The 13,288-nt window shown below is 43.9% G+C and carries 11 protein-coding genes; 7 read left to right on the top strand and 4 right to left on the bottom strand.

The features are described from left to right. Positions 1-6 precede the first annotated feature (6 nt). On the bottom strand, positions 7-1,296 hold the full coding sequence (locus ITG09_13205) for a peptidoglycan DD-metalloendopeptidase family protein (GenBank protein UPR51645.1): 1,290 nt from the start codon (positions 1,294-1,296) through the stop codon (positions 7-9). A 129-nt stretch (positions 1,297-1,425) separates the two neighbouring features. Here ITG09_13205 and ITG09_13200 point away from each other — a divergent pair, with 129 nt between their 5' ends. Together ITG09_13200 and ITG09_13195 are read left to right on the top strand one after the other, a co-directional pair. After that, complete coding sequence (locus tag ITG09_13200; GenBank protein ID UPR51644.1) at positions 1,426-2,613, top strand: tyrosine--tRNA ligase; 1,188 nt, start codon at positions 1,426-1,428, stop codon at positions 2,611-2,613. Between the two features lie 376 nt (positions 2,614-2,989). After that, entirely contained in the window at positions 2,990-3,835 is an 846-nt protein-coding gene (locus ITG09_13195; protein ID UPR51643.1) for a magnesium transporter, read from the top strand. 111 nt (positions 3,836-3,946) lie between these two features. Here ITG09_13195 and dacB read toward each other — a convergent pair whose 3' ends face one another. Both dacB and ITG09_13185 read right to left on the bottom strand, forming a co-directional pair. Beyond that, positions 3,947-5,380: a serine-type D-Ala-D-Ala carboxypeptidase gene (dacB, locus tag ITG09_13190; GenBank protein ID UPR51642.1), complete on the bottom strand. Its 1,434-nt coding sequence runs from the start codon at positions 5,378-5,380 to the stop codon at positions 3,947-3,949. A gap of 111 nt (positions 5,381-5,491) precedes the next feature. Continuing rightward, the gene (locus ITG09_13185) at positions 5,492-6,532 is read right to left on the bottom strand and encodes a porin (GenBank protein ID UPR51641.1); all 1,041 of its coding nucleotides are present in this window, start codon (positions 6,530-6,532) and stop codon (positions 5,492-5,494) included. A gap of 513 nt (positions 6,533-7,045) precedes the next feature. On the opposite strand from ITG09_13185, the gene greA reads away from it, so the two are divergent. Next, positions 7,046-7,519, top strand: coding sequence for a transcription elongation factor GreA (gene greA / locus ITG09_13180; GenBank protein UPR51640.1), 474 nt, complete (start codon positions 7,046-7,048; stop codon positions 7,517-7,519). Positions 7,520-7,644: 125 nt separating this feature from the next. Here greA and yhbY read toward each other — a convergent pair whose 3' ends face one another. Next, entirely contained in the window at positions 7,645-7,941 is a 297-nt protein-coding gene (gene yhbY / locus ITG09_13175; protein UPR51639.1) for a ribosome assembly RNA-binding protein YhbY, read from the bottom strand. 114 nt (positions 7,942-8,055) lie between these two features. Here yhbY and rlmE point away from each other — a divergent pair, with 114 nt between their 5' ends. The 4 genes from rlmE to glmM all read left to right on the top strand — a co-directional run bounded on the left by rlmE (position 8,056) and on the right by glmM (position 13,040). Beyond that, the gene (rlmE, locus tag ITG09_13170; GenBank protein ID UPR51638.1) at positions 8,056-8,685 is read left to right on the top strand and encodes a 23S rRNA (uridine(2552)-2'-O)-methyltransferase RlmE; all 630 of its coding nucleotides are present in this window, start codon (positions 8,056-8,058) and stop codon (positions 8,683-8,685) included. Positions 8,686-8,792: 107 nt separating this feature from the next. After that, entirely contained in the window at positions 8,793-10,760 is a 1,968-nt protein-coding gene (ftsH, locus tag ITG09_13165; GenBank protein UPR51637.1) for an ATP-dependent zinc metalloprotease FtsH, read from the top strand. A gap of 87 nt (positions 10,761-10,847) precedes the next feature. After that, complete coding sequence (folP, locus tag ITG09_13160; protein ID UPR51636.1) at positions 10,848-11,678, top strand: dihydropteroate synthase; 831 nt, start codon at positions 10,848-10,850, stop codon at positions 11,676-11,678. Positions 11,679-11,699: 21 nt separating this feature from the next. Continuing rightward, a complete protein-coding gene (gene glmM / locus ITG09_13155; protein UPR51635.1) occupies positions 11,700-13,040 on the top strand; it encodes a phosphoglucosamine mutase in 1,341 nt (446 codons plus the stop codon). Positions 13,041-13,288: the final 248 nt, after the last annotated feature.

Here is a 13,288-nt window from a genome sequence, read left to right as displayed (position 1 = left end):
CTTAACCTAATTAGTCGCGAGCAACTGGCCGTATCGCTCAAGGTTATTCAGTCGAATCTCTGAGTTCGCAATAAATGTTGCTTTTGCTTTACCTGTTAACGACTTAGATTGAGGCAATTTCACGGTTCGCGCATTTTTATGTACACCATTGACCAAAAATTCATAGTGTAAGTGCGGGCCCGTCACTCGACCTGTACCACCCAAGGTACCAATGGTTTGGCCTTGTTTTACGCGCTGGCCAGCCTTAACCATGCGTCGCTTCATGTGCAGGTACTTGGTGATGTAGGTGTTGCTGTGTCGAATGAACACGTAGTTACCATTAAATTGGTTGTAACCCGACTTCTGAACAATACCGTCACCGGCTGCCCAGATAGGCGTGCCAACAGGAGCTGCGTAGTCAGTACCTCGGTGAGCTCGAACCTTACCGGTTACTGGGTGCTTCCTGTTAGGATTAAAGTTCGATGTTACGCGACGAAAATCAATCGGTGAGCGCAAGAACGCTTTCTTCATTGCTCGACCATTTTCATCGAAGTAGTTGCCGCTCTTATCATCTAATACCGCGGTAAATGAATCACCTTGGTTTTTGAATACGGCGGCCATGATCTTACCGCGACCAACCACTTCACCTTCAACTACTTTTTCTTGGTATAAGATTTTGAAGCTGTCGTTCTTACGAATATCTAACGCAAAGTCGATATCCCAACCGAAGATGCCCGCCAGTTCCATAATTTGGTTTGCGGTTAAACCTGCACTTACGCCAGCGTTCCAGAAATTAGAGGTGATGTTGGCTTCGGCATAGTTGTATTGGTAGGCCACTTCTTTTTTGTCGAAGCTAGAGGAGAATGAATCGCCAGACTTAGTGATCTTAAAGCTTTCAAACGCACTAAGTTGTCGTTTTAACTGAATAAGGTCGTTGTTTTCATCGAAGCCGAACTGCAATACATCGCCAGGTCTTAGATTCGATAGTTGTTTCTTAATATCGTCATTGGTATTGAGTAGCGTGAGCAGCAAGCGATATGAGAGGCCAATACGCTCAAATAAAACCGAGGTGCTTTCGCCAGAACGAACAGTGTATTTCTCCCAATTGAGCACAGCTGTCGGCGGTGCATCACTTGAGCTAACAAGTGCAGATGCATTGATAGTCAGCGGGTAATGTTTCCCCACCACTAAAGCGTCCGTATCGTCACGTAAACTGCTGACGTCGGGGAGTAAGAAAATCGCGACGAAAATTATGGCACTAAAAAATGCGATAAAAGCCCGGTGCAAAATAGGAAGGCGTGCAAAAATAGACAACATGTTCCGGTTCGTTCTGTAAATATTATGAAAATCGACGACGGAATAGTGTAACTGGTTTCAAAATACATCGCTATTCAAGTAAGATGTCTAATTAATGTATTTTTGCCAAATCTGTGGGAGTGAACAAGAATGGCGAGTATTGAAGCTGCACTAGCCGAGATCAAACGTGGCGTAGAAGAACTGATTCCAGAAGACGAACTGATTGCTAAATTAAAAGAAGGTCGTCCTTTACGCATTAAACTGGGTGCCGATCCAACAGCTCCAGATATCCACCTAGGCCATACGGTTATCTTTAACAAGCTTCGTGCTTTCCAAGAGCTTGGTCATGAAGTGACATTCCTTATCGGTGATTTCACTGCAATGGTTGGTGACCCATCAGGTAAGAACTCAACGCGTCCACCGCTAAGCCGTGAAGACGTATTGAAGAATGCTGAAACGTACAAAGAGCAAGTATTCAAGATTCTAGACCCTGCGAAAACACAAATTCGTTTCAACTCTGAATGGCTATCTGAGCTTGGTGCTGAAGGCATGATTCGTCTTGCTTCTAACCAAACTGTTGCTCGTATGCTTGAGCGTGATGACTTCAAAAAGCGTTACGCTGGTGGTCAACCGATCGCAATCCACGAATTTATGTACCCACTTCTTCAAGGTCACGACTCTGTTGCACTAGAGAGTGATGTTGAGCTTGGTGGTACTGACCAAAAGTTTAACCTTCTAATGGGGCGTGAACTGCAAAAAGCTGCAGGTCAAAAACCACAAGCGGTACTGATGATGCCACTACTTGTTGGTCTAGACGGCGTTAAGAAGATGTCTAAGTCTGCGCACAACTACATCGGTATCAGCGAAGCACCAAGCGAAATGTTTGGTAAGATCATGTCTATCTCTGACGATCTAATGTGGAGCTACTACGAACTACTGTCTTTCCGTCCACTTGAAGAAGTTGCGGAACTGAAAGCTGGCGTTGATGCAGGTAAAAACCCGCGTGACGTTAAAGTACTTCTGGCGAAAGAGATCATCGCGCGTTTCCACAGTGAAGCAGATGCTGAAGCCGCTGAGCAAGAGTTCGTTAACCGTTTTGCTAAGAACCAAGTTCCTGATGAAATGCCTGAATTTGAATTCGAAGCAGGTCTACCAATTGCGAACGTTCTAAAAGAAGCGGGTCTAGTAAACTCGACTTCTGATGCGATGCGTATGATCAAGCAAGGCGCGGCTAAGCTTGAAGGCGAGAAGATTGAAGACAGCAGATTCGTACCTGAAGCAGGTACTGCGGTTTACCAAGTAGGTAAGCGTAAGTTTGCTCGTATTACTATTAAGTAATAACGCACATCAATAATTGAACAAAAGGCATCCACGGATGCCTTTTTTATTGACACAAAGTTGACGAAGTTTTTGAGCGTGCATTGCTACACTGTGCGCGCTGTCATATTGACAGTAATTCTGGAGATTTTTATGAACAATACCGACCATCCTCCTAGTTTGAATGGAGAAGAATAACCTGTCTCGGTATTGATCTATTGTCCTGCCATTCAGGTAGGGTATCTTTGTTTTTCCCCATCATTCTTTTCCACACTCTAGATTCTAACAAGTAGACACACCAGTAGCTTTCAGCTCTTGGTGCGCATAAATCTATAAATCTATAAATCTATGCTATTTGTTTTGATGGTCGTTACCTTTGCCAATCGGGAGATTCGCCATGACGGTAATGAACAACACTTTTTTATCTATTGAAGCTCTGTACTCAGAGCAAGAAATCCAAGCTGTATCGAATGCATTTCAACAGTACGGACGTGAGCAACAAATTAACCTTTTAAATCGAATGCCGCTCGAAGATGCGGTGCTAGTGCTAGGGCAATGTTCTCTTAGTACGATTCAGACTTTACTTAGTGAGTTAGAAGAGCAGGGCTTTGAGAAGCGCTCTCGACATCTAGCTCACCAACTAGGGCTGATTTACTCAGAGGTGGAGCCTCAACAGGGTTACCTTTCAACTGGAGTGCTTAGCCATGTTAGGCAGCGTATCGGTTGGATTATTGCGTTAGCACTATTGGGAATTGTCTCAGGGCTTATCATTGCTCAGTATGAAGACATTCTTAGTCAGCTAGTACTTCTGGCGATCTATATGCCGGTAATCGCAGCTGCTGGTGGTAACACCGGAACACAAGCCGCGACTTTGGTCATTAGGGCCTTAGCCACGGGAGAGTTGAAAAAACGCCAATGGGCTAACGTTCTATGGAAAGAGTTTAGAGTTGCTATTTGCTTGGCATTTGCGATTGCTTTGGTGATGATTGGGCGTATTTTACTATTCAGTGACAACCAATCGACAGGTGGTTATGACATCAACATGATTGCATTAGCGATTGCGGTAGCGCTGTTTATTCAGGTGACCATATCTACCGTGCTCGGCGGTGGGTTACCGATAGTTGCTAGGCTATTTAAGCTTGATCCAGCGGTGTTAGTGAGCCCTGTGCTTGCTTCGATAGTGGATATCTCAGGAATGTGGATCTACTTCACTGTCGTGAACTCATTCCTAGGAATCGCTTAAAAGCTGATAAAAATAGCTAAATACAACTTAAACAATAAAAATGGCGCTGAAAATTGATAGTTTTCAGCGCCATTTTTATTGTTTAAGTAGATGCTTACACAGAGCTAAGCATTACTTAGATTTGCTTTGTGTTTGACTAAATTCGACCACATCTTTGTAGAAAGCACGTTCAAATTGTGTGATTGGCGCTTCTACTGGTTTGTCTGGATCTTGTTCTTCAGGGAAGTAATCACGGACAAACTGAACAAACAGAGAGTTTGGTTTTCCCGCCTTATCTAATCCGTATCCTGCCATGTTGTAACTTCCGTATAGAGAACCACTTTTGGCGATAATGTTGCCTTGGATTGGTGCCTTTCGCATGCTTTGACGGTATTTGAGCGTTCCATCAGTACCAGATGTAGGCATAGCCTCAATCAGGTTAAGTTGTTGGTCGTTTTCCCAGATATAACGAAGCACCTGCGCCATGGTTTGCGATCTCATTCGGTTATTTCTAGATAGCCCTGAACCATCCACTAGCTGCGCTTTACTGAGGTCAATATTAGCCTTAGTCAGTAAGATCTGTTTTATCGCTTCGGTACCGTTATTGAAACTACCAGGCTGGACATAAAATGTTGCACCCAGTGTTTTGGTTAGGTTGTCAGCTATGAGGTTGTCTGATTTCTTCAGCATGGTATCGAGCAGTTCAGGAAGTTTTTCTGAATGGTGGCTCGCGACTAACTTGGTTTTATCTGCTTTATCTTTTTTACCAACAATTACATCGCCTTTAACTTGGATTTTCAGCTCTTTAAGAAGCGAGGTCACGACTTGGTAGGTATAAAGCTCTGGATTTTGAATCGCGAACTTGAGCGGTAGTGGCTTCTTACGCTCTACTAAGCAACCAGAGAGCGTGTAAGTGTTGTCTGGAGTAGTAATGAGCTCTAAGTCGCATTGTGTGGCTTTCTGCCCTGAGCGAGTTACGGTGGCAGCGGTGGTTGTCACGTCTATCGGATAGTGAGCGGGAATATAGACACGAGTGCTGCCGTTATCTTTTGTATAAATAGAAGCTTGCGCGCAGTTGCTGTCCAGTGTCATCGCACTCGAAGGCGCGCTGTAACAAACCCCTAGAATGTCCCAAGGCCAACCAACGGCACGTTGATAGCCTGTATAAGCCGAGTTATCGAGGTATAAGTTGCCCTTGATGGTTCTAGATTGCGACTTAGCGTATTGAGCTAGCAGGCTTTTTAGCTGTTCACGTTGTAGTGTTGGGTCACCGCTAAATGAAACGATCGAATCATTGCCAGAATGGACAATGCTGGTGGTGTAATGAAAGTTGTTTCCCAGCTCTAATTTAGCCGCTAAAGCCGTCACCAGCTTCAAAGTACTGGCGGGTGGATAGAAGCTATCACTGTTGGAATTCATTTTGTTTGAATCGCTACTCAGAGATTCCAAAATAACACTGGTGCTACTGCCATCAGGCAATTTATCTAGTGGGGCGTAAGCGAAAGCGTTAACTGAGAAAGCGCTAATGGAAAAACTACATACAAGTAGCGTGGATAGAAGGCGCATAGAAGATTTCATGGATGGCTGATGTTTTCAGTATACAGATATAAAAAACGCCCGCTAGATAGCGGGCGTTTTGATTCTCAATTAACTAATTAATCAATTAGATAATCAGAATTAGAAGTCGTAACGTAGACCAATAGCTAGCTCGTCGTCAGCTTGTGCTTTAGTTGCACCTAGATTTACTGCAGTATCAGCTTTACCGAACTTGTCGCCTTCAGAGATAAGGTTGAAGTTGTACGAGATGTACGTACGGAAGTTAGGCTTGAAGTAGTAAGTTGCATCTACAGCAACGTTGTCAGCTGATGTATCACCATCTGTTTCCGCGTTGTTGTACGTTAGAGTGAATGCAGCTTTATCTAGCGTGTATGCTGTTGCGAATTCATAACCAGTGTAATCACCGTTGTCTTTCGATAGTTCACCATCTGTGAACGTACCAGCAAAGTATAGAGCGTCAGTGCGGTAAGATGCCGCTAGCATGTATTCGTTTTGATCGTCTTGATCAGCGTAACCAGCACCTAGCTTAAAGCCAGAATCGCCGATTGCGTAGATACCAGATAGAGAGTAGCCATCTTCACCATTATCAACGTACTCACCAGCAGCGTTTTCTGAACGGTCAGCAAAACGGTAGCTTGCTTTTACGCTTAGGTCTTGGAATTGACCTTTGTAAGACAGCATGTTGTCTGTGCGGTCTGCTACAGCGATTTTCATTGCTGCAGAGTTACCGTGGTAAGACATGATATCGGTAAAGTCTGTGATTACGCCTAGCGCACCGTCGTTTTTACCGTATGTTACTTCACCGAATGTACCGCCGATACCAGCGTATGTGTAACGGTGGTCGATATCAGAACCATTGTCGGTAGCTGTCGCGTCAGAGTCTGCAGTAGTGTATTCACCTTCGTAGAAACCAACACCGTATAGGCCGTCTTGGATTTCAACTTTACCTAGGAAGTTTAGACGTACACGAGAGTTGTCTTGGGCTTTGCCATCTTTCATAGATAGACGAGCTTCAGCACGACCACCGATCTCTAGAGAAGTGCCGTTTGAGCTGTATACTGAAGTACCGTCAATACCACCAGCTTGTTTACCGTCCGCTGCCACTGCGTTAGTAGCAAGAGCTGCAGCAGATACAGCAAGCGCGATCATAGTCTTGTTCATGTTATTATTTCCTAATTACTGTCCATAGAAGTTTTATCAAGGATTTAAACCCTTTTGTGTATTGCCTGTATTAATCAGGCTTCATAATCATGATTAGAACAGAAGTCTGAAAAATGCCAGTGCAATCCATGGGTTACTTTTTACCTCTAAAGTTCCGTGGTTAGTTAGTAAAATGATATAAAACTAAAAAATGAACACTGTTTTATTATATTTATTGTTATTTAAGTGTATGTTTTAAATTGGTTTTTATAAAAGTGTGATCTGCGTTTGTTTTGTTTGTTTTTTGTTTTTTTAGGTATTCTTTCGCTGATTTATTGATGGGGAGGTTATTATTCATTTTTGTGATGTCTGTAATTTAGACCTAGATAAAGCTTTTATAACGCAAAGTGGAATAAACGTGATTTAGCCATAAAGTTTGTTTACACTAAGCCAAATCGTTTTGTTTCTATCACCCAATAAATACGTTGGGTGTATTTATGTTGGCCAAAGAAAGCTTTGGCATAGAGGTAAAAAATGGAAAAGGTTCCAATGACAGTACGTGGCGCTCAGCAGCTACGTGACGAATTAGATCGCCTACTTAAGCTACGCCCTGTTATCTCAGCAGCTATTGGTGAAGCACGTGAACTAGGTGACTTGAAAGAGAATGCTGAATACCACGCTGCTCGTGAAGAGCAGGGTATTTGTGAAGCTCAGATCCGTGATATTGAATATAAGCTATCACTGGCTCAAATCATCGATGTAACGCAAATGGATAATACGGGCAAGATTATCTTCGGTACGACAGTGACACTGATTGATGTGGATACCGATGATGAGTTCCGCTACCAAATCGTTTCAGAAGACGAAGCAGACATCAAAACCGGTCGTATTTCAGTGAAATCGCCAATTGCTCGCGGCCTTATCGGTAAGATGGAAGGCGACGAAGTCATGATCTCTACCCCTGGTGGTGACAAAGACTTCGAAATCGACAAAGTAGAATATATCTAATTGAATTTTCTTTGTTTCTGATAAGTAAAAAGGTCGCTAAATGCGACCTTTTTCGTTTCTCACGCTACACTAACAGATAAGCGCTGTGGCTTCCTATTAGTGAAGTTAGCTTATATTAAGCTCGCTTATTTACGTGGAATCTCGATTTTACGTGCTTCTGACTGACGGAAGAGTACTAGAACTTTACCGATAGTCTGTACTTTCTCAGCTTTAGATTCACGTACAATTGCATCGATAATCAGTTGCTTAGTCTCACGGTCTTCTGATGCAACTTTAATCTTGATCAGTTCGTGGTGGTCTAGAGCTAATTCGATTTCCGCTAGAACAGCTTCAGTAAGTCCATTTGCGCCCATTAGCACGACAGGTTTTAAACTGTGAGCTAGGCCCTTTAGATGCTGCTTTTGTTTGGTACTTAGGTTCATTACGCGGCCAATTTTATTTAGTATTAGGGTTGAAAAAACCTATTTTAACGCCATCTAAAGCTGAAGACTATAATTTATTCAGCAATTAGTACTTTCCTCCAATTTAGGTATCCAATGAGCAAACAGAAACACTCGGCCAGTTCAGGCCGTTGGTTGAAGGAACACTTCGACGACAAGTACGCAAATGAAGCAAGAAAGAAAGGCTATCGTTCACGTGCTTATTTCAAAATGGAAGAGATTCAAACGAAAGATAAATTGCTGTCTCCTGGGATGACCATTGTGGATTTGGGTGCAGCACCTGGCGGTTGGTCTCAATATGCTGCTAAGATTGTTGGAGACAACGGACAAATCATTGCGTGTGACTTGTTGCCAATGGATCCGATTGCTGGTGTTAGCTTTTTACAAGGTGATTTCCGCGAAGAAGCTGTGCTAGATGCCTTGTTGGAACGTATACAACCAAGCATGGTTGATGTCGTGATGTCAGATATGGCACCGAATATAGCAGGTAACAATTCTGTGGATCAGCCAAGAGCTATGTATTTAGTTGAATTAGCTTTGGATATGTGTCGACAAGTTCTAGCTACCAATGGTAGTTTTGTTGTAAAAGTATTCCAAGGCGAAGGGTTTGACCAATACGTTAAGGACGTCCGTGAGATGTTTAAAACAGTAAAAGTTAGAAAACCCGACTCTTCTCGAGCTCGATCTCGTGAAGTGTTTATCGTAGCAACTGGTTACAAAGGTTAACGATTCTCTTCCAAGAGTGAGAGTTAACAACATGGCTACAGGTTACAAACTGTAGTACCCTACCTTTAATTACAATTAGTTATCGAGAGGCTTACACCTTGAGTGACATGGCAAAAAATTTAATTCTGTGGCTTGTTATCGCGGTAGTGTTGATGTCGGTATTCCAGAGCTTCGGCCCTGGGGAAAGTAACGGCAGAGCAGTAGATTACACCACGTTTGTACAGGAAGTTGGCCAAGGCCAGATTCAAGACGCACAGTTCAATAACAGCGAAATCACTTTCACACGTCGTGGTGGTGGCTCTAAGTATGTAACTTACATGCCTGTTTATGATCAAAAGCTACTTGATGACTTAATTAATCAAAACGTAAAAGTTCAGGGTACACCACCTGAAGAGCAGAGCCTGCTTGGCACTATCTTCATCTCATGGTTCCCAATGATCTTACTGATTGGTGTATGGATTTTCTTCATGCGTCAAATGCAAGGCGGCGGCGGCGGTAAAGGCGCGATGTCTTTCGGTAAGAGTAAAGCTCGAATGATGAGCGAAGAACAAATCAAAACGATGTTTGCTGATGTTGCTGGTTGTGACGAAGCAAAAGAAGACGTGAAAGAGCTTGTGGATTACCTTCGTGACCCAAGTCGCTTCCAAAAACTGGGTGGTAAGATCCCGACAGGTATCCTGTTGGTTGGACCTCCTGGTACGGGTAAAACATTGCTTGCAAAAGCGATTGCCGGTGAAGCGAAAGTACCGTTCTTTACTATCTCAGGTTCTGACTTCGTTGAAATGTTTGTTGGTGTTGGTGCATCTCGTGTGCGTGACATGTTCGAACAAGCAAAGAAAGCGGCGCCTTGTATCATCTTTATCGATGAAATCGATGCTGTAGGTCGTCAACGTGGCGCTGGTGTTGGTGGTGGTCACGATGAACGTGAACAAACACTGAACCAAATGCTGGTTGAGATGGATGGTTTCGAAGGTAACGAAGGTATTATCGTTATCGCTGCGACTAACCGTCCAGATGTACTAGACCCTGCATTACTTCGTCCTGGTCGTTTTGACCGTCAAGTTGTGGTTGGTCTACCAGATGTACGTGGTCGTGAACAGATTCTTAAAGTACACATGCGTAAAGTGCCATTATCGGGTGATGTGGAACCATCTCTGATTGCTCGTGGTACTCCAGGTTTCTCTGGTGCAGATCTTGCGAACCTTGTGAATGAAGCAGCGCTATTTGCTGCTCGTGGTAACAAGCGCAATGTATCTATGGTTGAGTTTGAACTTGCGAAAGATAAGATCATGATGGGTGCCGAGCGCCGTTCAATGGTGATGTCTGAAGAAGTGAAAGAGTCAACGGCTTACCACGAAGCGGGTCACGCAATTGTTGGTCGTTTGGTGCCAGAACACGATCCAGTGTACAAGGTGTCAATCATTCCACGTGGTCGTGCACTTGGTGTGACGATGTACCTACCTGAGCAAGACCGCGTAAGCATGTCTCGCCAACATCTAGAATCAATGATCTCTAGCTTGTACGGTGGTCGTCTTGCTGAAGAGCTTATCTACGGTAAAGACAAAGTTTCGACTGGTGCGTCTAACGATATCGAACGTGCAACTGATATTGCTCGTAAGATGGTTACGCAATGGGGCTTCTCTGAAAAACTGGGTCCTCTTCTTTATGCTGAAGAAGAAGGTGAAGTTTTCTTAGGTCGCGGTATGAGCCAAGCGAAACATGTTTCTGACGATACGACTAAGCTTATCGATGAAGAAATTCGTATTCTAATCGACCGTAACTATGCTCGTGCGAAGCAAATTCTTGAAGAGAACATGGATATCATGCACTCGATGAAAGACGCGCTAATGAAGTTTGAAACGATTGATGCAGGTCAGATTGATGACTTGATGGAACGTAAAGACGACATTCGTGAGCCTGCTGGTTGGGGTGATCAGGCGAAAGCAGAACCTGCAAAGGAAGAAGCTAAACCTGAAGCGAAATCAGAAGAAGCAACAGCGGAACCAAAAGCTGAAGAGCCGAAAGTTGAAGAAGTTAAATCTGAAACAGATGATGCTCAAAACAAAGATTCTTAATTGCTAAGCTTTAAATTAAAACCCTGAGTACGCTCAGGGTTTTTCTGTTTCTAGCCCAAGATGTTTTTACCTTAAGACCCGCCTTCCATGATATTAAAAGCACATAATAAAACGCTCGTTTTAGACCGCCCACATGTGATGGGTATCCTCAATGTCACGCCTGACTCTTTCTCTGATGGCGGAAAATTCAATTCATTAGATAATGCTTTACTGCAAGCAGAACGAATGATTCAAGCTGGTGTTAGCATTATTGACATTGGTGGTGAATCAACTCGTCCGGGAGCGCCTGACGTAGCTTTAGAAGAAGAGCTCGCCCGCGTTATACCTGCCATTAAAGCAATTCGCGCCAAGTTCGATGTGTGGATCTCCATTGATACCAGTAAAGCTGAAGTAATGCGTCAAGCCGTTGAAGCGGGCGCTGATTTGATCAATGATGTGCGCGCATTACAAGAGCCCGGAGCTCTAGAAGCGGCCTCCGATGCTAAGGTTCCTGTTTGCCTGATGCACATGAAAGGTCAGCCAAGAACCATGCAAGCCAACCCAAATTACGATGATGTCCTAACGGATGTTGAAGCGTTCTTAAAAGAAAGGGTGGAGGCTTGTGAGGCTGTTGGCATATCAAAAGAGCAGTTGATTCTGGATCCTGGTTTTGGTTTTGGTAAAACCATTGAGCATAATTACCACCTATTAGCGCACCTTGAAAAGTTTCATACGCTTGGGTTGCCAGTCTTAGCGGGGATGTCGAGAAAGTCGATGATCTTTAAGTTATTAGACAAAGCCCCAGCAGATTGCATGGTCGCTAGCGTTACTTGTGCGACCATCGCTGCAATGAAAGGTGCACAAATTATTCGCGTTCACGATGTAGAAGATACATTGGAAGCGATGAAGATAATCGAAGTGATGAATAACAATCACTAATCATAATTAAGGAAAATCAATATGTCTGATAAGAGACGTTACTTCGGCACAGATGGTGTACGTGGCAAAGTTGGCCAGTACCCGATTACACCTGATTTTGTTCTGAAGCTTGGCTGGGCTGCAGGTCGTGTTCTTGCGAAACAGGGCACAAAGAAAGTCATCATTGGTAAAGATACTCGTATATCTGGCTACATGCTTGAGTCTGCGTTAGAAGCTGGCCTTGCTGCTGCTGGTCTTCAGGCTACGTTTACTGGCCCAATGCCAACACCTGCTGTTGCTTACCTAACTCAAACCTTCCGCGCTGAAGCGGGGATTGTTATATCTGCATCGCACAACCCTTACTACGATAACGGTATCAAATTCTTCTCTTCTGAGGGAACAAAACTGCCAGATGATATCGAGTTGGCGATTGAAGCAGAATTGGATAAAGACATCGAATGCGTTGACTCATTCGAACTTGGTAAAGCGGTACGGTTGAACGATGCGGCTGGCCGTTACATCGAGTTCTGTAAGAGCACATTCCCAAATCAGATGACACTTGCTGGAATGAAGATTGTTGTCGATTGTGCACATGGTGCGACTTACCATATTGCACCTGCTGTATTTAAAGAACTAGGTGCTGAAGTAATTGCGATTGGTGTTGAGCCAAACGGTACTAACATCAACCACGAAGTAGGTGCGACGGATGTTCGTGCTCTGCAAGCAAAAGTACTTGAAGAAAAAGCGACCTTAGGCCTTGGCTTTGATGGTGATGGTGATCGTATCATTATGGTTGACGAGCTAGGCAACAAAGTTGATGGTGACCAAATTGCTTACATCATTGCTCGTGATGCACTGCGTCGCGGTGAGTTGAAAGGTGGCGTTGTTGGTACACTAATGACCAACCTTGGTATGGAAAACGGCCTTAAGCAGTTAGGTATTCCGTTTGTACGAGCTGCTGTTGGTGACCGTTATGTAATGGAACAGCTTCTTGCTAAAGGCTGGAAGATCGGTGCCGAAAACTCGGGTCACGTTATCCTGCTAGATAAAGTGACGACGGGTGATGCTATCGTTGCTGCTCTGCAAGTATTGGCTTCAGTTGTTGATAGCGCAATGACACTGAATGAGTTGTCTCAAGGTATGACGTTATACCCTCAAGTTCTAGAAAACGTTCGTTTCAGCGGAGATTCAAACCCACTAGAAGCCGAAGCGGTAAAAGCAGCGGTTGTTGAAGTAGAAGCTGAGCTTGGTGAGAAAGGTCGTGTGCTATTACGTAAGTCTGGCACAGAGCCACTACTGCGTGTCATGGTTGAAGGCGAAGATGCTGAGCTTGTTCAATCATCAGCACTTAAGATTGCAGATGCAGTAAAAGCAAACTGCTAATTTAGTGCTTTACTCAGCAGGTACAATCAAGAGTACCTGTACGTAAAAACGGTTAAATTATAGAGTGGTCAAAAGGGGCATAAATGAGTTTCGTGTCGCTTTTGGCCTTTTTTTAACCGTTCACTTGGTAAAGGCTTATTTTTTAGCAAATTCTCCTTGTCAGCCATCGTCGCATTCGCTAGTATTGCTCGGCCTTCAGTTAGGAGGTCGCTAGCCTTGTTCTTAAAAATAGTTTTTTGAACGGCGCT

The sequence above is a fragment of the Vibrio cyclitrophicus genome (genome assembly GCA_023206055.1).
GTDB classification, from domain to species: Bacteria; Pseudomonadota; Gammaproteobacteria; order Enterobacterales; family Vibrionaceae; genus Vibrio; species Vibrio cyclitrophicus_A.
Note: the sequence above shows the minus strand (reverse complement) of the source record. Positions and strands in the feature narration are given on the sequence as shown.